20 protein-coding genes are annotated in these 22629 nt (G+C 64.0%); 11 read left to right on the top strand and 9 right to left on the bottom strand.

Translation table 11 applies throughout. The features are described 5' to 3' along the window. Nucleotides 1-7 precede the first annotated feature (7 nt). Entirely contained in the window at nt 8-1420 is a 1413-nt protein-coding gene (glnA, locus tag EV664_RS16550) for a type I glutamate--ammonia ligase (protein ID WP_133496829.1), read from the top strand. Nucleotides 1421-1572: 152 nt separating this feature from the next. After that, entirely contained in the window at nt 1573-2181 is a 609-nt protein-coding gene (locus EV664_RS16555; protein ID WP_133496830.1) for a flavodoxin family protein, read from the top strand. Between the two features lie 352 nt (nt 2182-2533). Here the strand turns inward: EV664_RS16555 and EV664_RS16560 are convergent, their stop codons facing one another. The 5 genes from EV664_RS16560 to EV664_RS16580 all read right to left on the bottom strand — a co-directional run bounded on the left by EV664_RS16560 (nt 2534) and on the right by EV664_RS16580 (nt 12621). Next, on the bottom strand, nt 2534-3508 hold the full coding sequence (locus EV664_RS16560; RefSeq protein WP_133496831.1) for a quinone oxidoreductase family protein: 975 nt from the start codon (nt 3506-3508) through the stop codon (nt 2534-2536). Nucleotides 3509-3520: 12 nt separating this feature from the next. Continuing rightward, nucleotides 3521-4279, bottom strand: coding sequence for a meso-2,3-butanediol dehydrogenase (gene budC, locus EV664_RS16565; protein ID WP_133496832.1), 759 nt, complete (start codon nt 4277-4279; stop codon nt 3521-3523). 129 nt (nt 4280-4408) lie between these two features. Beyond that, a complete protein-coding gene (locus tag EV664_RS16570; protein ID WP_133496833.1) occupies nt 4409-6283 on the bottom strand; it encodes a PhoX family protein in 1875 nt (624 codons plus the stop codon). 177 nt (nt 6284-6460) lie between these two features. Next, a complete protein-coding gene (locus tag EV664_RS16575) occupies nt 6461-10642 on the bottom strand; it encodes a translocation/assembly module TamB domain-containing protein (RefSeq protein ID WP_229668317.1) in 4182 nt (1393 codons plus the stop codon). Further along, nucleotides 10639-12621: an autotransporter assembly complex protein TamA gene (locus EV664_RS16580; RefSeq protein WP_133496834.1), complete on the bottom strand. Its 1983-nt coding sequence runs from the start codon at nt 12619-12621 to the stop codon at nt 10639-10641. The genes EV664_RS16575 and EV664_RS16580 overlap by 4 nt, the downstream gene beginning before the upstream one ends. Nucleotides 12622-12754: 133 nt before the next feature. Here EV664_RS16580 and EV664_RS16585 point away from each other — a divergent pair, with 133 nt between their 5' ends. Then, on the top strand, nt 12755-12940 hold the full coding sequence (locus EV664_RS16585) for a hypothetical protein (RefSeq protein ID WP_133496835.1): 186 nt from the start codon (nt 12755-12757) through the stop codon (nt 12938-12940). A 13-nt stretch (nt 12941-12953) separates the two neighbouring features. On the opposite strand, the gene EV664_RS16590 is transcribed toward EV664_RS16585, so the two are convergent. Continuing rightward, entirely contained in the window at nt 12954-13580 is a 627-nt protein-coding gene (locus EV664_RS16590) for a S24 family peptidase (RefSeq protein ID WP_133496836.1), read from the bottom strand. Between the two features lie 92 nt (nt 13581-13672). On the opposite strand from EV664_RS16590, the gene EV664_RS16595 reads away from it, so the two are divergent. Both EV664_RS16595 and EV664_RS16600 read left to right on the top strand, forming a co-directional pair. Next, nucleotides 13673-13858: a hypothetical protein gene (locus EV664_RS16595; RefSeq protein WP_133496837.1), complete on the top strand. Its 186-nt coding sequence runs from the start codon at nt 13673-13675 to the stop codon at nt 13856-13858. Next, nucleotides 13855-14169: a hypothetical protein gene (locus tag EV664_RS16600; RefSeq protein WP_133496838.1), complete on the top strand. Its 315-nt coding sequence runs from the start codon at nt 13855-13857 to the stop codon at nt 14167-14169. The genes EV664_RS16595 and EV664_RS16600 overlap by 4 nt, the downstream gene beginning before the upstream one ends. On the opposite strand, the gene EV664_RS16605 is transcribed toward EV664_RS16600, so the two are convergent. Both EV664_RS16605 and EV664_RS16610 read right to left on the bottom strand, forming a co-directional pair. Beyond that, nucleotides 14170-14931 carry a hypothetical protein gene (locus EV664_RS16605; protein ID WP_133496839.1) on the bottom strand — a complete coding sequence of 254 codons (762 nt, stop codon included), beginning with the start codon at nt 14929-14931 and terminating at the stop codon, nt 14170-14172. Beyond that, entirely contained in the window at nt 14928-16133 is a 1206-nt protein-coding gene (locus EV664_RS16610) for a TIGR04063 family PEP-CTERM/XrtA system glycosyltransferase (RefSeq protein ID WP_133496840.1), read from the bottom strand. Before EV664_RS16610 ends, EV664_RS16605 begins: the two co-directional genes overlap by 4 nt. Before the next feature lie 115 nt (nt 16134-16248). Between EV664_RS16610 and EV664_RS19340 the strand changes: the two genes are divergently transcribed. The 3 genes from EV664_RS19340 to EV664_RS16620 are packed head-to-tail and all read left to right on the top strand — an operon-like array spanning nt 16249 to nt 18834. Next, nucleotides 16249-16401 carry a hypothetical protein gene (locus tag EV664_RS19340; protein ID WP_162848890.1) on the top strand — a complete coding sequence of 51 codons (153 nt, stop codon included), beginning with the start codon at nt 16249-16251 and terminating at the stop codon, nt 16399-16401. After that, complete coding sequence (locus EV664_RS16615; RefSeq protein WP_133496841.1) at nt 16394-17743, top strand: putative O-glycosylation ligase, exosortase A system-associated; 1350 nt, start codon at nt 16394-16396, stop codon at nt 17741-17743. The genes EV664_RS19340 and EV664_RS16615 overlap by 8 nt, the downstream gene beginning before the upstream one ends. Further along, a complete protein-coding gene (locus tag EV664_RS16620; RefSeq protein ID WP_133496842.1) occupies nt 17740-18834 on the top strand; it encodes an acyltransferase family protein in 1095 nt (364 codons plus the stop codon). Before EV664_RS16615 ends, EV664_RS16620 begins: the two co-directional genes overlap by 4 nt. 81 nt (nt 18835-18915) lie before the next feature. Here the strand turns inward: EV664_RS16620 and EV664_RS16625 are convergent, their stop codons facing one another. After that, nucleotides 18916-19470, bottom strand: coding sequence for a type 1 glutamine amidotransferase domain-containing protein (locus EV664_RS16625; protein WP_133496843.1), 555 nt, complete (start codon nt 19468-19470; stop codon nt 18916-18918). A gap of 110 nt (nt 19471-19580) precedes the next feature. On the opposite strand from EV664_RS16625, the gene EV664_RS16630 reads away from it, so the two are divergent. The 3 genes from EV664_RS16630 to EV664_RS19345 all read left to right on the top strand — a co-directional run bounded on the left by EV664_RS16630 (nt 19581) and on the right by EV664_RS19345 (nt 22525). Next, nucleotides 19581-20600, top strand: a complete 1020-nt coding sequence (locus tag EV664_RS16630) for a DNA topoisomerase IB (RefSeq protein ID WP_133496844.1) — start codon at nt 19581-19583, stop codon at nt 20598-20600. 11 nt (nt 20601-20611) lie between these two features. Then, complete coding sequence (locus tag EV664_RS16635; protein ID WP_133496845.1) at nt 20612-21811, top strand: mechanosensitive ion channel family protein; 1200 nt, start codon at nt 20612-20614, stop codon at nt 21809-21811. A gap of 555 nt (nt 21812-22366) precedes the next feature. Next, a complete protein-coding gene (locus tag EV664_RS19345) occupies nt 22367-22525 on the top strand; it encodes a hypothetical protein (protein ID WP_162848891.1) in 159 nt (52 codons plus the stop codon). The last annotated feature ends 104 nt before the right edge of the window (nt 22526-22629 follow it).

Raw genomic sequence — 22629 nt, forward strand, 5'->3', positions numbered from 1 at the left:
GCACATCATGGCCAACGACGCCAGCAGCATCCTGAAAATGATCAAGGAAAACGAAGTCGAGTGGGTGGACCTGCGTTTCACCGACCCGAAGGGCAAGTGGCAGCATCTGACCATGGTCGCCTCGGCGCTGGGCGAGGATGAGCTTTCCGACGGCCTGATGTTCGACGGTTCGTCGATCGAAGGGTGGAAGGCGATCAACGAGTCGGACATGGTGCTGAAGCCCGACCTCGAATCGCCGTATATGGACCCCTTTTCGGCCACGCCGATGATGATCCTGTTCTGCGACGTCGTTGAACCGTCGACCGGCGAGCTTTATGCCCGCGATCCGCGCTCGACCGCGAAGCGCGCAGAAGCCTATCTGAAGAATACCGGCATCGGCGACACCATCTATGTCGGCCCCGAAGCCGAATTCTTCATGTTCGACGATGTCCGTTTCGAAAACGGCTATGCGACCAGCTATTACGCGATCGACGATATCGAACTGCCGACCAATTCGGGCAAGGAATATGAAGTCGGCAATATGGGCCATCGCCCGCGCGCCAAGGGCGGTTATTTCCCCGTCGCGCCGGTCGACAGCGCCGTCGATATCCGCGGCGAGATGGTGTCGACCATGCTCGAAATGGGCCTGCCCTGCGACAAGCATCACCATGAAGTCGCCGCCGCTCAGCACGAGCTGGGCCTCACTTTCGGCACGCTGACCCAGACCGCCGACCGGATGCAGATCTATAAATATGTGGTTCAGCAGGTTGCGGCTGCCTATGGCAAATCGGCAACCTTCATGCCCAAGCCGATCAAGGACGATAACGGGTCGGGCATGCACACGCATATGTCGATCTGGAACGGCAAGGAGCCGTTGTTCGCCGGGAACGGCTATGCGGGCCTTTCGGAAACCTGCCTTTATTATATCGGCGGCGTCATCAAGCATGCGCGCGCACTGAACGCCTTCACCAACCCGACGACCAACAGCTATAAGCGGCTGGTGCCGGGCTTCGAAGCACCGGTGCTGCTGGCCTATTCCAGCCGCAACCGCTCGGCATCGTGCCGCATTCCGTACGGCACGGGCAGCAAGGCGAAGCGGGTCGAATTCCGCTTCCCCGATGCACTCGCCAATCCGTATCTCGCTTATGCGGCGCTGATGATGGCGGGTCTCGACGGCATTCAGAACAAGATTCATCCCGGCGAAGCCATGGACAAGAATCTGTACGACCTGCCGCCGGCAGAGCTGGTCAACGTCCCCACCGTGTGCGGTTCGCTTCGCGAAGCGCTGATCGCGCTGCAGGAAGATCACGAATTCCTGCTGAAGGGCGATGTGTTCACCAAGGACCAGATCGAGGCTTATGCCGAGCTGAAATGGCAGGATGTCATCCGGTTCGAAACCACGCCGAGCCCGGTCGAATATGACATGTATTATTCTTCGTAATTAACAGATCCTTCATCCGCCCTGTTCCAAAGGCGGATACGGACAGCAGGCACCCGGGAGGCAACTCCCGGGTGTTTTGCGTTTCAGGAACGGAAAGAAACGCAATCTCAATACGTTGGCCATGGACGTACTGCTTACTCGAAAGGACGCCCATGTCGATCAACGCCCTTGCCATCAACTGCACGCTCAAATCCGATCCGTCCGCTGAATCCTCGACCGACGCGATGATCGCGGTGCTCAAATCCGCCTTTGCCGATCATGAGGTGACGGTCACCGAGACGATCCGCATGGCAGCGCATGACATCAAGCCGGGCGTAACGTCGGACGAGGGCGAAGGCGATGCCTGGCCCGAATTGCGCGAGAAAATCCTTGCCGCCGATATCCTGATCTTTGCCGGGCCGATCTGGATGGGACAGATTTCCAGCGTGGCGAAGCGCGTGCTGGAACGTATGGACGCTTTCGTTTCCGAAACCGACGATCATGGCCGGATGCCGAGTTATGGCAAGGTTGCAGTTGCGGCAATCGTCGGCAATGAAGACGGCGCGCACGCATCTTCGGCACAGATTTTTCAGGCGCTGAACGATGTCGGCTATACCCTCCCGCCGGTCGCTGCCTGTTACTGGGTGGGCGAAGCGATGGGCTCGACCGATTTCAAGGATCTGGACGAAGTGCCCGAAAAGGTGAGCAAGACCGCCGACATGGTCGCGTCGAACGCAGCGCATGTCGCGCGGCTGCTCCACACCATTTCCTTTCCGGGGTGATCCACCCGGCGGCGGTGGCGCAGCTTATACCGGGTTTCGTTGATCCGGGCCGGTTGTACCGACGCAGAGCGATCCAGAGCGCCCGGCAACCTCGCATCGAGCCGGTCCGCGCCACTATAGTGCCACACGCCTACGGCCCCGGCCTCCGCCGGGGCGGCGCATGGGGTTAGCGGCTTATATGCACCGCGATTCCCGCAATCGTCGCCCCGGCGCAGGCCGGGGCCGCCATGGTCTGCCGCACCCCAGCCCGAAACCCGACCTTGCAAGAAGCGCGGCGCGCGTGCCTCTGGATCGCCGCGCCCCTGCAGGGCTCTCGATCGCGATTCTGAGGTGCGGATCAATGCACCGTGGTTCAGGGCAGCAGCACCGTCGCGCCCTGTGTTTCGCTCGCCTCGATCGCGCGATGCGCCTCGGCGGCGTCGCGAAGCGCGAAACGCTGTCCGATTTCGGGCTTCACCGCACCCTGCTCGACCATCGCGAATAGCCGGTCGGCCGATTTCTGCCGACCGCCCTCGCCCGCGACATAGTCGAACAAAGTCGGGCGCGTGACGAACAGCGATCCCTTTTGCGCCAGCGTGCCCAGCGCGACGTCATTCACCGGGCCGCTCGCGTTGCCATAGCTGACGATCAGCCCGCGCCGCGAAGCGCTGTCGAGCGAGGCGGTCCAGGTCGCTTTCCCCACCCCGTCGAAAATCACCGGCACACCCGCGCCGTCGGTGATTTCACGAACACGGGCGGCAATGTCCTCCTCGTCATGACGGATGACATGCGCAGCGCCATTGTCGCGCGCTGCCTGCGCCTTTTCTTCGCTGCCGACCACGCCGATGACGCTCGCCCCGATCGCGTCGAGCCAGCCGGTCATGATATGGCCGACCCCTCCGGAAGCGGCATAGACGAGCACGCTCTGCCCCGCCTCGACCTTCGCGCAATTCTCAATCAGCGCCTGCGCGGTGCAGCCTTTGAGCAGTAACGCGGCAGCCGTCTCATCATCGATACCATCGGGAATGCGGATCAGCTGATCGGCGGGAATGTTGCGATGCGTGGCATAGGCGCCCAGCGCCGGACCGAACATGCCGACCCGATCGCCCGCCGAGAAGCCCTGCACGCCGCTGCCCACCGCTTCGACGATGCCGACGCCCTCGAGCCCCAGCCCGGAAGGCAGATCGATGCCGTACAGGCCCGATCGGTGATAAGTGTCGATATAGTTGAGGCCCGCGGCGCTGGTACGAATCCGCGCCTCACCCGCCTGCGGTTCAGCGAGATCGACCTCCACCCAGCGCAGCACCTCAGGCCCGCCATGTTCCTCGATGCGGATTGCATATGCCATGCTGCTGCTCCCTTACAGACGCGGCTGACCGTTGGACGCGCTGAGCCCCCCGTCAACCGGCAAATTGACGCCCGTGACGAAACGCGCATCTTCACTCGCCAGAAACGCGATGACCGGCGCGATATCTTCGGGCTGGGCAGGTCGCTGCATCGGGATGCGTTTCATGAAGGCGTCGAACTTTGCCTGATCTTCCTTGATGCCGCCCGCCATATCGGTGTCGGTCATGCTGGGACAGACCGCGTTGACGCGAACGCCTTCGGCGGCATGATCCATCGCCATTGCGCGCACCATGTTGGTGACGGCGCCCTTGGACGCATTGTAGGCGAGCATCGACCAGTCGCCGCCAAGTCCCGACACCGACGATGTCATGACGATCGCCCCCTTTGCGCGCTTGAGATGCGGCATCGCCGCCTTCGCCATATGGAAGCAGCCGGCGACATTGACGTCCATGACCTTTTGAAAGTCGCTATCCTCGGTCGCGGTTACATCGCCCTGCGTCGCGATCCCGGCATTGTTGACCAGAACGTCCACGCCGCCAAACCGGTCGGCCGCTGCCTTCACCGCTTCGGCCGATTGCATCGCCTTGGACACATCGGCGGTGTGGATCAGGGTGCGCGCCTCGGGCAGGTTCGCCGCCACGCGCTCGAGCTTTTCGCGAGTGCGGCCGATCAGTATCACATTGGCGCCCTCGTCGGAAAAGCGGCGTGCGGTCGCTTCGCCGATGCCCGACCCGGCGCCCGTCACAATGACGGTTTTTCCTTCGAATCGCATGATTTCGCTCCATCCTTGCTGTTTGCCCTGCCAACGCGGGCCAAAGGCCGTGAGTTGCACTGCAATAGGAAGCAGGATGGGAAAAACGGGCCGCGCCGGGTCATGGCGCGGCCCACATCACTTCAAATGTTATGCGCCGACAGGCTCGCTGTCGCTGCGCTGCACCACCACGGTCGAAGAGCGCGGCTCTTCCCCGTCGATCGGCCAGTTGCCGGTCGGGTGCTGGATGTTGATGAAGAAGTTTTTGAGGTCCGGCGTATAGGCGATGCCGGTGATCTCACACCCTTCGGGGCCGACGAGGAAGCGCTTCGATTCGGCGGTTTCGCGATCGATGTTGAACATGGCGTTATGCCCGAACACATCCTCGATCGTCCGACCCGACACGCCCGAATTGCCGGGGACGGAATGGTCGGTCTGCACCCAAAGCCGGCCTTCCGGATCGACCCGGATTCCGTCGGGGCTGGAGAAAGTGTCGCCGTTGATATTGCCGGTGAGGTTACCCTGCGGCGTGGTGAGCGAGGGATCGCCCGCCAGCAGCAGAATATCCCAGGTGAATTTCATTGCGAGCGGCGAATCGCCCTCTTCCTTCCACCGGATGATATGGCCGTGACGGTTCTGCACGCGCGGATTGGCGGCATCGGTGACCTGACGGCTCGAATTGTTGGTCAGCGTCACGAAAACGGTCTTGTCGGGTGCAACGGTGATCCATTCCGGGCGATCCATCACCGTACCGCCGGCAACGCGCGCCGCCGATTTGGTATTGATCAGCACCGACGCCTGATTGGGGAAATCAACCGTCTGGGGCGTGGTCGCGCCCTGCGAAGTGTTGCCCGGATCGGTCGCGCCCATGGTGAGGCCGTTCTTGCCGCGCGTCAGTTCCAGCCAGTCGCCCGAACCATCGCCGTTGAAGCGCGCGACATACAGCGTGCCGTAATCGAGCATGTCGATATTGGCGAGGCGGTTGTCCGGGTTGAACGCACGAGCGCAGACGAATTTATAGATACAGCCCGGCGTCGAATCGTCGCCCATATAGAAGGCGACGCGGTTATCGTCATCGGTCATGAAGGCGACGTTTTCATGGTCGAAACGGCCCATCGCGGTACGCTTGGTCGGTGCGGCCAGTTCGCCATAGGGGTCGATCTCGACAACCCAACCATAGCCATCTTCGGGCTGGGTGGGGTCGAGATAATTGTCGGTCGTCTCTTCGCAGGTGAGATAGGTGCCCCATGGCGTATTGCCGCTGGAACAGTTGTTCAGCGTTCCGACGATTTCGGGACCGATCAGCCCGGCGGCAGGGCCGCCCGCGCGATAGATGGTATTGCCGGTATAGCGTTTGTTATATTTCGAATCGGTCTTGACCGACCATTTGCCGTCCGAACCCTTGGCAACTTCGATGATCGACACGCCGACGGCGGAAAGCGCGATCTTCTTCTGCTCGTCGGTCGCGGTGGCGGGATCGTAATCGCCTGCCATCAGGATGTTGAAGTCGGGATATTCCTGATTGATAGCCAGCAGCCCGCCGGTGTTGGGATCGACATCGGGAAGCTCGTAATAATGCATGCCGTCATGGTTGCCGCCCGCCTGCTTTTCGGTTTCCGCCGACGACTGGAAGCTGCCCGAATAGCCGGGCGCGCCGGCTTCCACCGGATCACCCGCCTTGAAGATCGTGTCGACCGTATAGCCCTGCGGCACGGTAACTGTGTCGTTCAAATTGGCTTCGATCGGGTCGAATTCGATCGCATAGCTGGTCGGTGTCGGCGTCGGTGCGGGGGTGGGTGCCGGTGTGGGGGTCGGCGAAGGCGTTACGACGCTTCCCGAATCATTGTCATCGCATGCAGCCAGTGCGCCAAGTGCCGGGAGTGCCGACAGCATCAGACCGCGGCGCAGGATCGTGCGGCGATCGGGATTGGCAGCTACGATTTCTTCCAGCGTGGGCGTGTCCATGCTGTCAATTTGCAGCGCGGTGCGGCTTGCCGCCCGCGCTTCATCGGTCAAGTGCGACATATGCATTCCCCTGTTGAATGACGGCAGGCGGCATCGCCTCCCAATGCGCAAATGAGCGCCGGGGGAATCCCTATCGGGCGGAAAAGACAGTTCGACTGCTATTCAAAGACAGTAAGAGTGCAAAACGAAGAATATTTTATTACAATGACTTAGCGCATTCCGGAGAGCGTTCGCCGCCTAATAATCCTTCGATACCCGCACATTGACGCTTTGCCGTCCGATGGTGGAGACCGAAGAGAGCAGCGACAGCCAGCGCGTAACCTGAAACTCGGCGCGCGTCGCCGAATAGCCCTGTCCGTCGGAGATGATCTCCACATAAGTGCGCCGGGTGAGATATTTGCCCGCAGCCAGCGCAGTCGCCTGCCCGGTCTGCGGATCGGCGGGCAGGATGCGCAACCGGTCGAGCCCCGCCGCACGGCGCACGGCGTTGATCGGGTCCAGCCCGTTGCCGCCATCCTGCAACGCCGCCACCGCGCTTGCCAGTTGCAGCGCTTCGGGTGCCGACAAATTGGTGATCGACGTGCCGAAGAGCAGGCGCGAGAGCAGCTCGTCCTCGGGCAATGCGGGCGTGCTGGTGAAGCTGATCTCCGGCCTAGCCGAGGTGCCGGTGACGCGGATCGTCGCATTGATGTCCTGCGTATCGGCATTGGCGGCGATGTCGAGCGCGGGATTGGGCGGCTGCGTCCCCGAAAAGCGGATAACGCCGCGATCAAGGTCGAACGTCCGGCCCGCAAAATCATAATCGCCGCGGATCAGATCGGCGCGGCCGGTAATCGCCGGATTGGTCGGTTCACCGCCGATATGCAGGTCCGCCGACCATTCGCTGTCAAGGCCGAGCCCGCGTACCATCATCGCGCCCTTGGCCTTTGCGTCCAGATCGAGCTTCCACGGCCGTGTCGGCGTGTCTTCGATATCGGCGCCAAAGGGCCGGTTGATTTCGCGCGTTTCGATTTGCGGAATTTCGGTCGCCGCTGTGGCTCTGCCCAGCTGATAGCGGCTGCTGACGAGCTGCACATCGCCCGAAATTTCGCCGCCGGCGCCGGACGAGCGGATGCGCAGCGGCCCGGTGACCGTCGCGGCGATATCGTCGCGATTGATCAGCCGCGCCTTTTCCGCCTGTACTGAAAGGTCGATGCCGACGCCGCGTGCGCGCGAGAATTCGAAACTGCCCGATCCGCTGACCTTGCCGTCGCGCCCGTCATTGCCCGCAAAATCGTCGATGACCAGTCGCGAGCCGTCGAAGCGGCCGCTCGCATTCAGATCGGCGAGCACGGTGCCGGTGGTGGCGCTCTGAATCCGCCCCCCGCGCATGCGAACCGATCCGCGAATGCGTGGATCGTTGAGGCTGCCGCCGAAATCCGCGCCGATCGCCACTGGACCGGTCAGGTCGAACAGTTCGATACCGCTCAGCCGCCACAGCGTGTCGGCGGGACCGTCAAAGCGAAGCTGCGCAAACATCGGGGCATTGCCCAGCCGCTCGATCAGGCTGCCCGCCCCGCCCGGCGACAGGCGGATCTGGCCGCGCCCGATCGTCTTGCCATTGCTGACCGCGACCGCGCGCGCGGCGAATTTGCCGGGTTGCAGCAGCGCGGCGAGGCCGAGATCGACCGGAGTGGAGGACAGTACCAGCCCCGACCGAGTCAGCCCGCGCACGGTCAGATTCGCCTTGCCTGTGGGACCGCCCTCGCCGGCCGCCGCATAATGCAACGTGCCGGATGCCGAGCCGCCAAGTCCGAGCCCCGGATAACCGATATCGAGCACCGATAGCGGCATGGTGTCGAGCGACGCGTCGAAACTGGTGCTCTCCCCCGCCGTACTGCCCGACATCGTCGCCTGACCGCCCGCAAAGGACAGGGTGGTTTTCGACAAGCGCCAGCCGTCGCCGTCGCGTGCCAGCCGCGCCGGACTGGTGAGGCGGATGGGCTTGCCGTCCAGCGTGCCGTTGGCGGTGACGACATACAGATCGGGATGGATTTCGGCCTGAGTCTGAATCGCGAAATTGCGCCCCCGGCTCCCGGCAAGCGATGCGTTGAGCAGCCCGTCGCCGCCGCGCATGCGGATCGTGCCGTTCAGCCGTTCGAGCATCAGGCCGTTCCCCTGCACCCCGCGCGCAATCGCGGTGGCATTGATCTGCGTGCCTTCGGGATCGAGCAGCACGTCGAAATCGCTCTTGCCGCGCGCGACCTGCAGCGTGGGCCCCAGCCGGGCATCGCGCGCGCTGATCGATCCGCTGATCCGCTGCATATCCGATTGGGGCGCAAGCGTGAGCGCGCCCGACAGGCCGCCGCCCGCCACCGCCAGCTTGCCTGCAAAACCGCCCTCGACAATGTCGAGCGTGCCGTTCGCTTCCGTCCCGCTGACCGCGAGCTTTTGAATCGCGATCTGCGCGGTGCCGCCGGGGGGTAGCAGGATATCGCCCGCTATCGTGAACGGCCCCAGCCGCGATGTGCCCTCACCGGTAAAGCTATAGCCCTGATCGGTGGGGTCGAGATGCGTCACGACCTGTTTCAGCCCCAGCGCGTCATTGGGCCGCGCGAAGCGGATATCGAGCGTCGGGTGGTCGATCTTGCCGTCGAGCACGAGGGTGAGCGGCCCGTAATCCTGATGCTCGCCCACCGCCTCGATATGGAAACTGCCGTCGCGGCGGCGATAGCCCTTGCCGCGCAGCGTGAGCGCGGGCGAGGTCAGCACCATATCGTCAAAGCGCAGCACCATGTCCGGGCCGCGCTCCAGCCGCGTGGTAATTCGCGGCAGGCCCTGCATGAGCGACCGGAAAAAGCCGTTGTCGAGCCGGATCAACCGCGCCGATCCGCGCCCGGCGACACGTATCCCGCCGCCCGGCACCGGCGTGGCGCGAAGGTCGGAATCGACCTCCACAAGGCCAAGTCCGGGGATCAGATACCGGTGCAATCCGCCCATCATCGAAACGACGAAACGTCCGGTCTTCAGGTCGATGTACAGGATCAGCTTGCCGCGCAATTTATCCGATCGCAGGTCGAGACCGTTGCCCGTGATACTGTCGGGCGTCACCTTCAGCTGACCGTCGAGCCGCAGATTGCGCAGGATACCGCCCGCGACATCACCCACGCCCGTCACCCGCTTCGCGACCAGCCGCAGCGGCACGGTGACGGGCGCTTTGGACAGCCGGCCCTGCCCGGCAGCATGCACGCCTTCGAACCCGGTATTGTCGACGGCGAACCGGTCGGCATCGATGCGATAGTCGAATTTGGCGGTGTCGAACGGCCCGTCGAGGATCGTGCGAATCTCGACATTGCGCCCGCTGGTGCCGGGGAAGAGCGCCGCCACCCGGTGCAGCCGCGCGCGAATGCGGACATCGCGCAGCAGCGATTTGGCGAGATCGATCGTGCCCGAACTCTCGACCGTCATCGCCGCCGATTTCAGGTCGAGCGTTCCCGACAGGCGGCGATGGTCGAGCGTGCCCTTGCCCCGGATCGACAGGCGCGGGGCGGACAGGCGCTGCACCTTGCCATGGGTGATGCTTTGCAGGTTCAGCGTTCCGGCGAGCCCGAATTCGCCCTGTCGGTTGCCCATGCGCAGATCGGCAAGCTGCACATCGCCCGCCACCATCCGGGCAGCGCCCGCCCAGCGTGTCCAGCTGCCGTCGCCGCCGATGCGCAGCGCGAGCGGCTTTGCGATGCCGGTCAGTCTGGCGAACAGGCCCTCGGTAGCGCCGGTCGCTGCGACATTGACGTTGAAACGATCATCATCGGGCGACACGTCGATCTTTGCGAGCAAGCGGTCGCTGCCGTCGATCCGCGCGGTCAGATCGATGCGCGCACGGCCCGAACGGATATCCGCCGCCGCGCGAATATGGCCGGTACGTTTCTTGCCCAGTATCTTTTCGTCGATGGTCAGCGTTTCAATCGCAAAGCGTTCGACGCGGATGTCGAAGCCCGGCAGGATCGGCCCCTGCCGCCCGGTGGGTTGGAGTTCGGGCAATTTATAGAGCGTCGCGCGCTTTGCGGTCAGCTGTTCGATCGACAGGCGGTTATCGAGCCATGCCAGCGGGCGCCAGTCGAGCTTCACCACCGGCGCGCGCAGCACCAGCCCTTTTGCATCGTAGATCGCCAGATCGCTGATCCGCGCATTCGAATAGAGCGATCCGTCGATCCGCCCGACTTTGAACCGCAACCCGTTGGCGGGTTTCAGCGCGGCAATGCGATCGGCGACGAAGCGATGGCCGATATCGGTGTCGAGCGCCGCCATCCCCGCCACCAGCAGCGCGGCGAGGAAGATCAGCCCGGCGACGATCCGCGCCGCCCAGCGCCGCTTGCGCCAGCGGCGGCGGGGCTGCTGCTCACCCTCCGCCGGTTCGTCGAGATCGGCTTCGTTGGTCAAAATGCCTGACCCAGCGAGACATAGACGGCGATGCGCGGATCGCCCGGCTGCGGGTTCAGCGGAGTGCCCACATCGACGCGGATCGGGCCGAAGCTGGAATAATAGCGAACGCCAAGCCCGGTGCCGAAGCGGAAATTCGAAAAGCGCGGGATCGCGTCGGTATAGATGTTGCCCGCATCAAGAAACGGCACCACGCCGAAATTGCCGAACGCCTTTACCCGCGCCTCGATCGAAAATTCGGCGAGGCTGCGCCCGCCGATCGGGTCGTTATTGGGATCGCGCGGCCCGATATCCTGATAGCCGTATCCGCGCACCGATGCGCCGCCGCCCGCATAGAAGCGCCGCGAAGGCGCGACCGCATCGCGCGGCGCGCCGAGGATCGTGCCGAGCCGCGTCCGCCCAGCGAGGACGACGCTGTCCGAAATCGGCTGATAGGCGCTGGCATCGAGCTGCACCCGGGTATAGCCGAACACATCGCCCGACAGCGACAATTCGGGCGACACCCGCGCGCCGAGGCGGAAGCCGCGCGTCGGGTTGAGCAGATCGTCGGAACCGTCATAGACCAGATTGGCGGGCAGTGCGGCGATGAAATAGGTGCGCTTCCTCGGCTCACCCGTCGATGCGATCACGTCACGTTCGTCACTCGCCAGCAATTCGCCGCCCAGCGACCAGGTCCATTTCTTTTGAAAGAAGATGTTGGTCTTGCGTTCGAGCGACGCGGCGATCTGCAGCGTGTGCGCTTCATAGGCGTTGCGATTGACATGCGTCGCCGCCACTTGACCGGTCAGTACCCGGTCGCGCCCTTTGAAATTGTTGCGCCGGAAAATGACATTGGCGAGCTGTTCGCGCGTGCCGAGCACGCCGCGCAGCGTCAGCGCACCTTCGGGCGGGAACAGGTTGCGATGCGTCCAGCTCGCCTCGGCGCGCGCGCCCTCGCCCGTGCCATAGCCGAGCTCGCCCGCGATCGTGCGCGGCGGCGCAGGCTCCATCGCGACGTTCAGATTGACCGTATCGCTGCTGTCGCCGGGCACCGGGGTGATCCGTACCGAGGAGACGAGCCCGGTCTGAATGATCGCGCGGCGCAGATCGTCGACCTCCGCCTCATCATAGGTGTCGCCGGGGTGGAAACGCGCGATTTCCTGCACATGGTCGCCGCCGAAGACGCGATTATCGGCGGTTTCGATCCGCCCGAATGTGCGATTGCCGCCCGGATCGATGGTGAGCGTGAGCACTGCTTTGCCGTCGGCATGATCCACGGTGAGTTCGGGCGCCGACACTTTGGCGAAGGGAAAGCCGGTATCGTGAATCCGCTCGCGCAGCGCAGTCGTGGCGGCATCGATCCGGTCGGCATCGGCGGGATCGCCTGCCGAAAGGCCGAACGCCTGCTGCAAATCGTCCGCGCGCGCGCCGGTCTGATCCAGCCCGACAAGATCAACGCTTTCGAAGGTATAGCGCTGATGCGGCGCGACGTGCAGGATGACGGCGGGCTCCGCCTTTTGCTGATCGACCTCGACCGCGACATCGGCGTCGTAATAGCCCGCCGCGCGCATCAATTGTTTGAGCAGATCGGCATCCTGCCGCGCGCGCCGGTCGAGCTGCGCAGCGCTGGCCGGATCGCCGCTATGCTGGGCAAGCGCGGACAGCGCCTCGAACCGTTTGCGGATCAGGTCAGCCTCGACCTCGTCCAGCCCCTCGATACGGTAGCTGTAGCGCGTTTCCAGACTGGCGACCTGCGGCACCTCAACCGATTCGATCCCGCCCGACGACAGATCGGGCCATTCGACGCCGAGATCGGGCATCGCGTCCATCGGCGTTGTCGGATCGAGCGACGGACTGGTTTGGGCGGGTGCGGATCGGGCGGGAGCGGGCTGGGCGCCCGGGTCCTGCGACACCGACTGGCCGCGCGCGACGACCGGCTGCAATACCAACAAGAAACCGGCACCGGTCCATCCGACCCGCCGGGAGACCGCGCGACACATGCTGCCGTCCTAACCCGACTCGCGGGTTGCGCACAATCGCCTATCGTGTCGGTCGTCGCGCATTGCAGGCGCATCATGGCGGAACCATTGCGGCTATGGCGTCGGGGCGCGCGACATGGCAAGGCTGTTTCTTATGTCGAAGCATGAGCCCAAATCAGACAGCATCGCGGGCGGCGCCCTGCTCGCCCTCGCCATTCTGGCCGGTGCCGCGATCGGTATCGCGCTGGGCCAGCCGATGATCGGAGCAGTGGCAGGAACCGCGATCGGCGCGGCAATCGCGCTTGCCGTCTATGTGACCGACCGGCGGCGGCGCGGCTGACCGGCGAAGCAAGCTAATCCGGCACCCGGCCGAGCCAGGCGACGCGGCCGATCACCTCCACCGCTGACACGGGCTGCGGCCGGATCGGCGGAAAAGCGGGATTGTCGCTGGCGATCATGATCCGCTCGCCCTCGCGCGCGAGGCGTTTGACCATCAGCACCCCTTCGAGCCGGAGCACGAACAAAGCACCGCGCCTGCCCGGCACCCGCTTCCCCCGATCGACCAGAATCTCGTCGCCATGTTCCAGCGTCGGGACCATGGAATCGCCGGTCACGCGAATCACCGACGCATCGCCGGGGCGCACGCCGAGATGGCGCAGCAGCGCGGCATCGAACTGCCGCTGCGCGCCGCGCCCTTCCTCATCCATCAATCCGCCCGCCCCCGCCGCCGCGGCGACATCCAGCGACCGCACCGCGACCACCGGCGAGTGAGTCTCGCCGCCGCCCAACCGGCTTTCGGGCACGCCGAAATAGGCAGCGAGCGAGCGCCGGTCGGATTCCGCCAGCGTACGCGGGGTGCCGCGCCGGACATATTGCTGAAGATAGGCATCGTTGCGCCCGATCATCCGCGACAGCGCGGCATAGCTTTCGCCGTTTCGGGTCACCAGCGCGTCGAGCGCGGCTCGGGGGTCGCTTTCCATGGCTGCATCTTAATCATAGGAAATATCCTAGACAAGTAGGATTTCACGGAACAGAAAAAGAACATTGCAGCGCGAATCGAGAGAAGGGAGCGATGGCTTTGTTATGGAAAATCGAACGCTATCTGCGGCGGACCGACATGCCGCCGACGACATTCGGGCGGCTGGCGGTGGGCGATCCGCGATTCGTGCGCGACCTGCGCAACGGTCGCGAACCGCGCCAGTCGATGGTCGACCGGATCGAGGCATTTATCGAGCGCAATTCGGAGCCGCGCGCATGAGCCGGGGCCCCGATGCAGCGACGCTGGTCGAGCGCGCGCTTGCCCGAAGTGCCGCCGAAACGCAGTGCGATCCGGTCGTCACCGCCGCTGAATGGGAAAGCTGGGCCAGCGTCACCTTCACCGGCGCGCGCCACCGGATCGAATTGTCGCTGAGCGATGGCGAGGCGACACGCATGTGGCTGGCCGGACTGGCGGAGCGCGAGTTCGCTTTACCCGGCCATCTGGTTGCCGATCTGGAAGTAGCAAAGGTCAGCGCAAGGGCGAACCGGCGTATCGCGACGATCCATGTGCTGACCGTCGAAGACCGGTGATCAGCGCGTGACGGCCCGCTTGCGCAAATCGTCGAGGACCGAGCGGAGCGGCGTTTCGGACCGCACCGGCCGGGTGGTTTCGGCGGCTTTGCGCGCGCTGCGGCGATGGCGTTCGCGCCGGTCGAGCCCGCGTTCGAGCCGTTCAAGCAGCAACGTGATATTGGTGTCGGGCGAAGGAGCCGGAAAAGCGGGCGTGGCGGAAACGGTCCGGTTCTCCTCCTCCGGGTGGGAAGGCTTGAGCGCGAGCGGTGCAGGCCGGACCGGGACCGCCTCGACCACAGGCGGTGCGTCCGTTTGGCTGTCGGGATGGGGCAGTGCAGGCTGCCGCCCGGCAGGCGCGGGCACCGGCGCTTCGGGCAAGGCGCCTGCAGGGGCGGCAACTTCGACCGGTACGGGCGCCGCTGCGGGTTCGGGCGAAGTCTCCGCCACGATGCCCGGTTCCGCCTGTTCTTTCGCCGCCGGGGTTTCACGCCGCGACGGCAGCGAACGCGTCCGTGGCCTGCGGCTGGTCAGCCGGGCGCTCCACAATTCCACCACCACCGACAGGCAGAGTGCCGCCGTCGCGATCGCCGCGCCCAGCGCCAGCAGCGCGCGAAAGGTCGCATCTGGCGTTATATGCGTTATCGGCGCCAGCACATCCTTCAGCAACGCATCCGGCATCTCGATCACCGCGAGCGCGACGAGCGCCGCAGCGCACAGGGGGATGATCGCCGCGCCGATCACGGCGGCACTGAAACGGGGCTGGGCTGAGCGCATCGTCATCTCGCCTTCCCTTGTACGAGCGAATGGTAAACAGGACGATAGCGCGCGACATTATCCGCCCAGTTGCGTTCGCGCTCGACAAAAGCACGCGCGGTATCGCGCCGCGCTTCCCATCCGCCGCGATTCCCGAGCAGATCGGCAAGCGCGCGCGCCATGGCTGCGGGCTTGCCCGGCGGGAACAGCGTCCCGGTCAAGCCGTCGCGAATCAGCTCACGATGGCCGCCGACATCGGATGCAGCGACGAGCCGCCGCTGCGCCATCGCCTCCAGCGGTTTCAGCGGGGTGACGAGATCGGTGAGCCGCATACGCTTTCGCGGATAGACCAATATGTCGATCAGCCCGTAATAGCGCTCCACCGCCTGATGCGGCACGCGGCCGGTGAAATGGATGTGCCCGGCCACCGGCGACGCCTGCGCCGCCGCACGCAGCGCCGCTTCCTCCGGCCCGCCGCCGACCAGCAACAGATGCGCGCGCGACCGCTTTTCCACGAGGTACGGCATCGCCGCGATCAGATCGTCGAGCCCTTCATAATCGTAGAAACTGCCGATAAAGCCCAGCAATTCGGCATCGCCAAGGCCGAGTTCGCGCGCCAGCGCATCGTCGCGCGGCGGCACGGTACCGAACAATTCCATATCGACACCATTGGGCGACACCATGATCTTTTGCCCGTCAACGCCGCGCCCGATCAGATCATCGCGCAGCCCGTCGCAGATCACCGCCACGGCGTCGGCGCGCTTCACGAATCGGGTTTCGAGCGCACGGGTCATCCGATAGCGGGAAGAGCCTGCCCGCCCCGTCCCGATGCCCACCGCCGCATCCTCCCAGAAAGCGCGGATTTCATACATCCAGGGCAGGCCGCGCCGCCGCGCCGCGCGGTCGGTCGCCATCGCGGTCAGGACCGGCGAATGGGCGTGCAGGATATCGGGGCGAAAGGCGTGAATGACGCTGTCGATTCGTCTGGCGAAGGCACTGACTTCGGCCAGTTCGGCAAGTCCGGGCGCGCGCTTCGCCGGTGCGGCGGTGCGGTAGAAATCGAGCCCGTCAATCCGCTCCGCCGCTGCATCGCATGCGCCCTGACGCGGACCGGTGACGCCCGCCACCTGCCAGCCGCTCGCAATCTGCGCCTTCAGTATCGCGCGGGTGCGAAAGCTGTACCCGCTGTGCAGCGGCAGCGAATGGTCGAGAATGTGAAGAATTCGCATGATTGCTCCATGCCATCCCAACATTTAACGCGCCGTCAACCGGAGCCGGAATAGATATGGGTGGCAAGCAGGGCATGTGGCCCGGATCGGGGCAAAGAGGAATGGGCGAAGCGCAATGATCGACACTTTCTCGCTTGCGCTCACCCATGGCCTGTTGATGCTGACGGCCTGGCTGTTGTTCCGCCGCCACGATCTCGACAGCGAAGCGCCCTCCAGCGAAGACGAAGGTGCCGGGCACAGGCGGCGTTGGGGCGGCAGGCGTGCGTGACCTTGCCTTTATCGCGTTTCTGGCCGCGCTGTTCGGGATGGGGTTTCGTCGCCCGTTCCTGTTCGTGCTCACTTATGTCTATATCGATATCGTGTCGCCGCAGCGGCTGACCTATTTCCTGCTCAATTCGGTGCCGATCTCGCTGATCGCCGCTGCCTGCGCGGTGGGGGGATGGGTGCTGGCCGACGACAAGAAAGGCACCCGGATCGCGCCGCGCCAGATCCTGATGCTGATGCTGCTTTTCTATTGCTGGTATACGACGCTGCATGCCGATTTCCCGCTCGCCGCGCCGGAGAAATGGAACTGGGTATGGAAAGCGCTGGCCTTTGCGATCTTCCTGCCGCTGACGCTGCGCACGCGATTGCGGATCGAGGCGCTGCTGACCTTCATGGTGCTGTCGGCCGCATCGATCATCATCACCGGCGGGATCAAGACGCTGGGGTCGGGCGGCGGATATGGCCAGCTCGACCTGATGGTGAGCAATAATTCGGGCCTGTATGAAGGATCGACCATCTCCACCGTGGCCATCGCGATCATTCCGCTGATCCTTTGGTTTCCGCGCCACGGCACCATCTTTGCGCGCGACTGGCGGGTGAAGCTGTTCTGCTATGCGCTGGTGTTTGCCTGCCTGCTGATCCCGGTCGGCACGTCGACGCGCACCGGCTTGCTGTGCATCGTGCTGCTGTTCGTGCTGATGCTGCGCGATGCGAAGCGGCGGCTGCTTTATCTGGGCGGGGCCGGCCTGCTCGCGCTGGTCGCGATCCCCTTCCTCCCCAGCGCCTTTACCCAGCGGATGGAGACGATCAAAACCTATCAGGGCGATGAAAGCGCCTCTACCCGGCTGGCGGTGTGGAAATGGACGATCGCTTATGCCCGCGAACATCCGCTGGGCGGCGGGTTCGAGGCCTATCGTCAGAACCATATCCGCTATGACACCGTGAAGACCGAGGGCACCGCCGATAATCGCCAGATCGACCGGTCGCTGACGGTCGACAGCGGCCGCGCCTATCACAGCGCCTATTTCGAGATGCTGGGCGAACAGGGCTATCCAGGCCTAGCGCTATGGCTGATGATCAACGCGATCGGCCTGATCCGCATGGAGGTGCTGCGCCGCCGCTATGCCAAACCGGCCGAGGGCGAGGAATGGATTTCGCCGCTCGCCAGTGCATTGGAGCATGCGCATCTCATCTATCTGCTCGGCGCTGCGTTCATCGCGATCGCGTTTCAGCCGTTCATCTATATGCTGATCGGCGCGCAGATCGGGCTCGACACCTATCTTGCCCGCAAACGCAGCGAGCAGGCCTGGCGCCCGCTCCGCGCGCGGCGCACGGCGATGGCATGACCGACAAGCCCGAACTGCGCGCGCTGACCGGCATTCGCGGGATCGCGGCATGGTTCGTGGTTCTGTATCATATCCGCCTGTCGATCGCGGGGCTGCCGGGCTGGGCGCTGAGCGTGTTCGCCAAAGGCTATCTGGCGGTCGATTTCTTCTTCCTGCTGTCGGGGTTCGTACTGTGGCTGACCTATGGGGCGCGGCTGCGCGGCGGCGGCATAGCGGGGGTCGCGCATTTCTGGCAGCGGCGGGTGGCGCGAATCTGGCCGCTGCATCTGTTCATGCTGGGCTGCGCAGTGGCGCTCGCGCTGCTGCTCGCGGCGACCGGGCGGCATGACCCGGCCGAGTTTCCCTTTGGCGAGCTGCCGCTGCATGTCCTGCTGATCCAGAACTGGGGGCTGACCGACCGGCTGAGCTGGAACGATCCCGCATGGTCGATCTCGGCCGAGTGGGCGGCGTATCTGCTGTTCCCGCTCTTCGTCGCGCTGGTCGACTGGCGCAGGGTGCCGGGCATCGGCGTGGTCGCCGGCATCGCTGCGCTGTTGCTGGCGCTGCACGGCGTAATGGCGGCAAGCGGTGCGGCGACGCTGGGACAGGATATCAGCCATTTGGGGCTGGTCCGCTGCCTGTTCGAATTCGTCGCCGGGACGGGCATCTGCGCGCTGTGGCTGCGCTGTGCCGAGCGCCCCCTGCCCGCGATTATCGCCAGCCTCGCGCTCGGCATAGCGGCGGGCGCTGCGACCATCGCCGGGCGGGTTCCCGAAACGCTGGGAGCGCCGATCGCCTTTGCCGCGCTGCTGCTGTTCCTCGCGCTTACCTGCGGCATGCGCGGCAATGCGCTGGAAAGCCGGGCGATCCATTATCTGGGGGAGATCAGCTATGCGACCTATCTCGGCCATTTCCTGCTGTGGAAGGCGTTCAAGCTGGCATTCGTGACCGATGCCTATGATGTCGCGCCGGGGCTGATCGGCCTGTATCTGATCGGCGTGCTACTATCCTCGATCGCGCTCTATCATATGGTCGAGCGGCCCGCGCAGCGCCGGGTGAACGCAATCGGCACGGAAAAAGGGGCGAAGCCGCCGCAGCCGCTCCGCCCCTGATTATTGGGACCGGGACAATAGTGCCGTTCGTGGCAATGCCCCACCCCACCCCCTCCCCTGAAGCGGAGGGGCTCGTGTGAATCAGGCGGGTTCGTTGACTTTGGTCAGCGCTTCCATGATCGCCTTGTTGAACGCGGGAATATCGTCCGGCTTACGGCTGGTGATCAGATTGCCGTCGACGACGACCTCTTCATCGACCACGACCGCACCGGCATTGGCAAGGTCAGTGCGCACCGACGGCCAGCTCGTCGCGCGGCGGCCCTTGACCACATCGGCTTCGATTAGCAGCCAGGGCGCATGGCAGATCGCAGCGACGGTTTTGTCCTGATCCAGAAAGCCGCGAACGATGTCGAGCGCCTTGTCCTGAAGCCGCATCGAATCGGGGTTCATCACGCCGCCGGGAAGGACCAGCGCGTCATATTCCGAGACGTTGACCTTATCGAGCGTCATATCGGGTTTGATCGTCTTGCCGGAATCGCTGTCGGCGACCACGCCCTGAATTTCATCGGTCTTGATTGAGGCGAGAACCACCTCGGCTCCGGCGTCGAGCAGTGCTTCGCGCGGCTTGAACAGTTCGGACTGTTCGAAACCGTCGGTGGCAAGGATAAGCACTTTCTTTTTTGAAAGATCAGTCATTTAGCGTCTCCGTTGGGGGCTGGAATGCGGCTTCAAGCGCGCCAGCGGTCCAGCGGTTCCGGAACGAAGCGACGAACCGCGCATTCCAATCCGGTCAGATGAGGACAGGCATGGCGACGAAGCTGCGATATTGCGACGATTCAGGGCCGGGCATCACCCGGAAAAAAACCCGCCATGACTCCTGGGCCTATTGGGATGCGAAGGGCAATCGCATCACCGACCGGGCGGAGATCGACCGGCTGAACGCGATCGCCTTGCCCCCTGCTTATCGCGACGCATGGTTCGCGCCGCACGCCGATTGCCACCTTCAGGCGACGGGATATGACGATAAGGGGCGCAAGCAATATCGCTACCACACCGAGTTTCGCGAAGCGCGCGAGGCGGAGAAATATGAGCGGCTGATCGATTTCGGCAACCGCCTGCCGCTCTTGCGCAAACAGGTGGAGGCCGATCTTCGCCGCCACGGGCTGGTGCGCGAGCGTGCGGTCGCTGCCGTCGTCCGGCTGCTCGACCTCGGCCATGTCCGGATCGGCAATGAAAGCTATGCGAAAGCGAATAAGAGTTTCGGCGCGACGACCTTGCGCAAACGCCATGCAAAGGTGCGCGGGCGCACGCTGCGTCTGAAGTTCACCGCCAAATCGGGCAAGGAGCGCGTCTGCCGCATCACCGACGCCTCGCTCGCACGGTTCGTGAAGAAATGTCAGGATCTGCCCGAACAGCACCTCTTCCACTATCTCGACGAGGATGGGGAATGCCATCCCGTGACTTCCAGTGACGTAAATGCGTATATTCATGCCGCGATGGGAGAGGACTTCACCGCCAAGCATTTCCGCACCTGGGGTGCGAGCGTGCTCGCATTCGAGGCGCTGGCGGGTGCTGAGAAAAAACTCAGCCTGAAATCCATGCTCGAACCGGTTACCAGCGCGCTGGGCAACACGCCCGCGATCGCACGCAAATCCTATGTCCATCCCCGGCTGATCGAATTGTGCAAGGAAGGGCAGCAGCGGTTTCGCGACATGCTTCGCCTGCCACGCACGACCCGCTATCTCAGCCGTATCGAACGCGCGCTGATCGCGTTTCTGAAAGCCGAGGAATCTGCGCTCGCAGACTCCCTTCCCGAAGCAGCCTGACAGGAGACCCCATGTCCAGCAACGCCGCGGCGCCCGCCGCCACGACGAACAAAATCACTTCCGAAGGCGTGGAGGACCGGTTCAACGAGCTGTTCCATTCCTCGCATGTCTGGATTGAGCAACACTGGCTGCAAATCCTGATCGCCATCGGCGTCGCGACCGGCATCTATCTGATCCTCGCCGCGGTCAAAGGCTGGGGCAGCAAGCTGCGCGATCAAGCGGGCGATTCGACCGGGTGGCGCACGATCCTTGGCCGCACCGTCGCGAAGACGGGCAATCTGTTCATGATCCTCGTCGCGGCGAAGCTGGTCGTCGGCTATGCCGATGCGCCGCCTGCCGTCGATCACACGGTAACGTTCCTGTTCACCATATTCGCCGTATTTCAGGCGGCAGTATGGGTGCGCGAACTCGTGCTCGGCTTTATCGAGAAGCGCACGTCCGCCGATGACTACCATGGCGATGCGATCACCAGCGCGATGGGGATCATCCGCCTCTTTATTTCCTTCGCGGTATTCGCAATCGCGCTGGTGGTGGTGCTCGGCAATCTGGGCGTGAACGTCACCGGGCTGGTCGCTGGTCTGGGTGTCGGCGGTATCGCCATCGGCCTTGCTGCGCAGGGCATTTTCGCCGACCTGATCGCCGCCCTCTCGATCATCTTCGACAAGCCGTTCCGCAAGGGCGACAGCATCCATTATGACGGTACGTCGGGGTCGATCGAGCAGATCGGGCTGAAATCGACGCGCATTCGCTCCTTCGACGGCGATCAGCGAATCATTTCGAACCGCAATCTGCTCGACAAGGAAATCAGCAACAACACCCGGCGCGACCATCGCCGCCAGACCTTCCCGATCGGCGTGATCTATCAGACCTCGCCCGAAGTCTGTTCGCGCATCCCCGCGATATTGCAGGAAATCGTCGAAGAGCACGGCGCGACCTTTGTTCGGGCGGGGTTCACTGGCTTCGGCGGCTCGAGCCTCGATTTCGAAGTGACCTTCGACAATGCCGGACCGGATTATGCCGAATTTTATGAGAAACGCACGGTGATCGGCATCGGCATCCTGAAGCGCTTCAACGATGAAGGGATTGAGATCGCCTATCCGACCCAGATGACCTTCACCGCCAATGCTGCGGGCGAAGCGATCGACCCCTATCCCGCCAGCCACCCCGAACAGGCGAACGACGCCACGGCGAACACAATTCGGGGTTCGTAAGCAATTGTTGGGGCGGAGCAGCCCTAAGCTCCGCCCCGCTACCGCTCCGTACAGCCATCACACCCCTCCCCGTCATTCCCGCGCAGGCGCGAATCCACTTCCCCAAAGGGCGCGAAGCAGAATCACCTCGTGACTGGCCGCGCGCGCCCCGGAATGGCGGTTGTGCCGCACTGCTTCGCTGGTCTCTGCAATCGCGCATCGGATGCGCGGCGCAGTGGATTCCCGCCTTCGCGGGAATGACGATTTACAGCGACGAGCCATTGGCAGCGGCTATGCGACTTTTGCTCGTCGGTCCCAATGGGCCTTGCACCGGTCCACCCTCGATGATTTCTCAGGCCCCTTCCCGGTTTACCCGTCATTCCCGCGCAGGCGGGAATCCACTTCCCGACAGGGCGTGGCGGGCAGTTTCGAGCGGAACGGCGTTCTTGTCAGGAGGCAATGGGCGCATTCCTGGCAAATGGCCGCTTCACCGGCCCCGCACGCCCCCCCCCGTCCATCGAGCGCGTGCGCGCTCGTTCGCGAAAATGAAATGTTTGCGCGCTATGATCGTTGTTCATGGAGACGACTCAATCCCTGACGATCGGTCGCATGCTCGCCACAGCAGCCGGTGTGGTGCTGGTCGGGCTGGTCGTGGCGCTTGCCTATCTGTCGATTTTCGGCTGGCTGGCATGGAATGCGCTGACGCCGGATAAGGCAACGCCGACCGGGGCGTGACCCCGATCGGCGTTTTCTGAAGCACGGCGCACGCCATGCTGATATAGCTCGCTTACCCGTCAGGCGAAGCGCCGCGCGCACGAACACGCGCGGCGCTCTCCCGA

It is taken from the genome of Stakelama pacifica (genome assembly GCF_004361835.1).
Taxonomy (GTDB): Bacteria; Pseudomonadota; Alphaproteobacteria; order Sphingomonadales; family Sphingomonadaceae; genus Sphingomonas; species Sphingomonas pacifica.

Excerpts from the sequence above, each read along its gene's own strand:
- glnA (WP_133496829.1), top strand. The coding sequence starts at position 8 with ATGGCCAACGACGCCAGCAGCATCCTGAAAATGATCAAGGAAAACGAA.
- EV664_RS16555 (WP_133496830.1), top strand. The coding sequence starts at position 1,573 with ATGTCGATCAACGCCCTTGCCATCAACTGCACGCTCAAATCCGATCCG.
- EV664_RS16560 (WP_133496831.1), bottom strand. The coding sequence starts at position 3,508 with ATGGCATATGCAATCCGCATCGAGGAACATGGCGGGCCTGAGGTGCTG.
- budC (WP_133496832.1), bottom strand. The coding sequence starts at position 4,279 with ATGCGATTCGAAGGAAAAACCGTCATTGTGACGGGCGCCGGGTCGGGC.
- EV664_RS16570 (WP_133496833.1), bottom strand. The coding sequence starts at position 6,283 with ATGTCGCACTTGACCGATGAAGCGCGGGCGGCAAGCCGCACCGCGCTG.
- EV664_RS16580 (WP_133496834.1), bottom strand. The coding sequence starts at position 12,621 with ATGTGTCGCGCGGTCTCCCGGCGGGTCGGATGGACCGGTGCCGGTTTC.
- EV664_RS16585 (WP_133496835.1), top strand. The coding sequence starts at position 12,755 with ATGTCGAAGCATGAGCCCAAATCAGACAGCATCGCGGGCGGCGCCCTG.
- EV664_RS16590 (WP_133496836.1), bottom strand. The coding sequence starts at position 13,580 with ATGGAAAGCGACCCCCGAGCCGCGCTCGACGCGCTGGTGACCCGAAAC.
- EV664_RS16595 (WP_133496837.1), top strand. The coding sequence starts at position 13,673 with ATGGCTTTGTTATGGAAAATCGAACGCTATCTGCGGCGGACCGACATG.
- EV664_RS16600 (WP_133496838.1), top strand. The coding sequence starts at position 13,855 with ATGAGCCGGGGCCCCGATGCAGCGACGCTGGTCGAGCGCGCGCTTGCC.
- EV664_RS16605 (WP_133496839.1), bottom strand. The coding sequence starts at position 14,931 with ATGACGATGCGCTCAGCCCAGCCCCGTTTCAGTGCCGCCGTGATCGGC.
- EV664_RS16610 (WP_133496840.1), bottom strand. The coding sequence starts at position 16,133 with ATGCGAATTCTTCACATTCTCGACCATTCGCTGCCGCTGCACAGCGGG.
- EV664_RS19340 (WP_162848890.1), top strand. The coding sequence starts at position 16,249 with ATGATCGACACTTTCTCGCTTGCGCTCACCCATGGCCTGTTGATGCTG.
- EV664_RS16620 (WP_133496842.1), top strand. The coding sequence starts at position 17,740 with ATGACCGACAAGCCCGAACTGCGCGCGCTGACCGGCATTCGCGGGATC.
- EV664_RS16625 (WP_133496843.1), bottom strand. The coding sequence starts at position 19,470 with ATGACTGATCTTTCAAAAAAGAAAGTGCTTATCCTTGCCACCGACGGT.
- EV664_RS16630 (WP_133496844.1), top strand. The coding sequence starts at position 19,581 with ATGGCGACGAAGCTGCGATATTGCGACGATTCAGGGCCGGGCATCACC.
- EV664_RS16635 (WP_133496845.1), top strand. The coding sequence starts at position 20,612 with ATGTCCAGCAACGCCGCGGCGCCCGCCGCCACGACGAACAAAATCACT.
- EV664_RS19345 (WP_162848891.1), top strand. The coding sequence starts at position 22,367 with ATGGAGACGACTCAATCCCTGACGATCGGTCGCATGCTCGCCACAGCA.